The 2,166-nt window shown below is 46.5% G+C and carries 1 protein-coding gene and 1 pseudogene; one reads left to right on the top strand and one right to left on the bottom strand.

Going from position 1 to position 2,166, the window contains the following annotated elements; translation table 11 throughout:
- Positions 1 to 205 (bottom strand): annotated as a pseudogene (locus tag H6S82_RS30310) (hypothetical protein); the annotation flags it as partial.
- A gap of 328 nt (positions 206 to 533) precedes the next feature.
- On the opposite strand from H6S82_RS30310, the gene H6S82_RS30305 reads away from it, so the two are divergent.
- The gene (locus H6S82_RS30305; RefSeq protein ID WP_190474174.1) at positions 534 to 2,081 is read left to right on the top strand and encodes an ABC transporter ATP-binding protein; all 1,548 of its coding nucleotides are present in this window, start codon (positions 534 to 536) and stop codon (positions 2,079 to 2,081) included.
- Positions 2,082 to 2,166: the final 85 nt, after the last annotated feature.

The following is a 2,166-nucleotide window of genomic DNA, read 5'->3' as shown; positions in this document are numbered from 1 at the left end:
CGACGGATGCGATCGCCCACCATTTTTCTTCGCCGCTCAATCCCTTTTGTGCTTTAATCAATTTCATAGCTTTGCTGGGGATCGGCTCTGGCATTACCGCTCCCGGAGGGAAAGCCCAATAGGTGTCACAACCGGCAACAGTTAAGTCTGTCCAGCCATTTTCCTGACACCATTCTGCAACCCATTCATCAGCGTAATGCTTCATATCTTCCCTATCTTTCCTCTCAATCGGAACTTGCGTCTTTTGCGATGCAGCTAAGGCCACAAGCCTACTGGAAATGACCGCTCGCCGCCATCTTTTGCGAACTTTTTAAGTTGTGTTAAGACCTTTGCTCTTTAAAATGACGCCATGTTCAAAACAGGTTAGCAAAACCGGGCGCGTCATTAAAGTAAAAGTTACCAAATTTAACGGAAAGATAACAAAACAGCTAAGTATGATTACTTAGAACACAGTCAAAACGTTCGACCAGAACATTTAAATGTAACCCAAAGTGGCATATTTGGCTAAAATTGTCTCCGATCGAGGTAATTGTATGACTACAACCACGGCCAGCACAACGCGAGAACTAACCAAGCCACCAGAACTAGAAGTGGTGAACATGACCAAGCGGTTTGGCAGCATGACGGCGCTGGATAACGTGTCGATAACTCTCAAACCGGGGACATTTCATGCCTTGCTGGGAGAAAATGGCGCGGGGAAAAGTACTCTTGTCAAGTGCGTCATGGGTTTTTATACTGCCGATAGTGGCGAAGTGTCGATCGACAACCAACCATGCACAATTACCAGTCCTCGCGATGCCCATAAATACGGCATCGGCATGGTGTATCAGCACTTCACCTCCGTACCTGCCATGACGGTAGCAGAAAATTTAGTTCTGTCTCGTTTTGACAGTTCCAATATAATTAAGTGGGAAGAAGAGTACGATCGCCTCACTTTATTTATGAAATCGTCTCCCTTCCAAGTAGATTTACATACCCCCGTCGCCCAGTTAGCAGCCGGACAAAAGCAAAAACTGGAAATTCTCAAACAGCTTTATCTCAAAAGTCGAATTCTGATTCTAGACGAACCTACTTCTGTACTTACTCCCCAAGAAGCAGATGAAGTTTTAGGCTTATTGCGGAATGAAGTAATTGCCGGCAACTTAAGCGTATTGATGATCAGCCATAAATTCCGCGAAGTGACAGCTTTTGCCGATGAAATCACCGTTTTGCGAAAAGGCAAACTCGCCGGTCACGGATTGGTAAAAAATCTCACCGTTGCCGAAATGGCGCAAATGATGTTGGGTGAGAAACAAGAACCGAAACAAGTCGAGAAAACAGCACCTCCCTCCCACATTCCCGTTCTGGAAATTAAAGATATTCGCGCCAACAAAGATAACGGTCTAGAAGCAGTTTGCGGTGTTGACCTGACCTTACGCGCAGGCGAAATTGTCGGAATTGCCGGCGTCTCCGGTAACGGTCAGCGGGAATTGGTAGAAGTACTGGCAGGTCAGCGTCCCGCCACATCCGGCCAAATTTTAGTCAATGGCGAAATTTACAAAGCGACGCGATCGGAAATGTACAAGCATCAAATTTTTGCCCTGCCGGAAGAACCGCTCAAAAATGCCTGCGTACCGCATATGAGCGTAGCAGAAAATCTGGCTTTACGCACATTCGATCTGCCACCCCAAGCGCAAAACGGCTGGTTACTCGTTCCCAAACTAATTCGTCAATTCGCACAAGTTTTAATTAATCAGTTTTCGATTAAAACACCTTCCGCAGATACACCCGTTGGTAACCTTTCCGGCGGTAACGTGCAGCGTACAGTTTTGGCACGAGAACTTTCATCGGAAAATGTCAAATTGCTGATCGCTGCCAATCCCTGTTTTGGATTGGATTTTGCTGCCGTTGAGTTTATTCACGGTCAAATGGTGTCGGCGCGAAATCGCGGTGTAGCCGTGTTGCTGGTCAGCGAAGATTTGGATGAAATATTGAAACTGAGCGATCGCATTGTTGTGATCAGCGAGGGGAAATTTGTGTACGAAAGCGATATCGAAGCAGCCGATTTTGTCGAAATCGGTAAACGAATGGCAGGACACTAAAAGAAAAGTCATTCAATTTTGGATTTTGGATTTTGCGCGAAGTGGGCGTCTTGGCGGTGACCGTCACGATGCCCACCTTCGCAAG

Source organism: Planktothrix sp. FACHB-1355 (assembly GCF_014748295.1).
In the GTDB taxonomy this organism is placed as follows: Bacteria; Cyanobacteriota; Cyanobacteriia; order Cyanobacteriales; family Aerosakkonemataceae; genus Aerosakkonema; species Aerosakkonema funiforme_A.
This window is presented reverse-complemented; position numbering and strand designations above follow the sequence as displayed.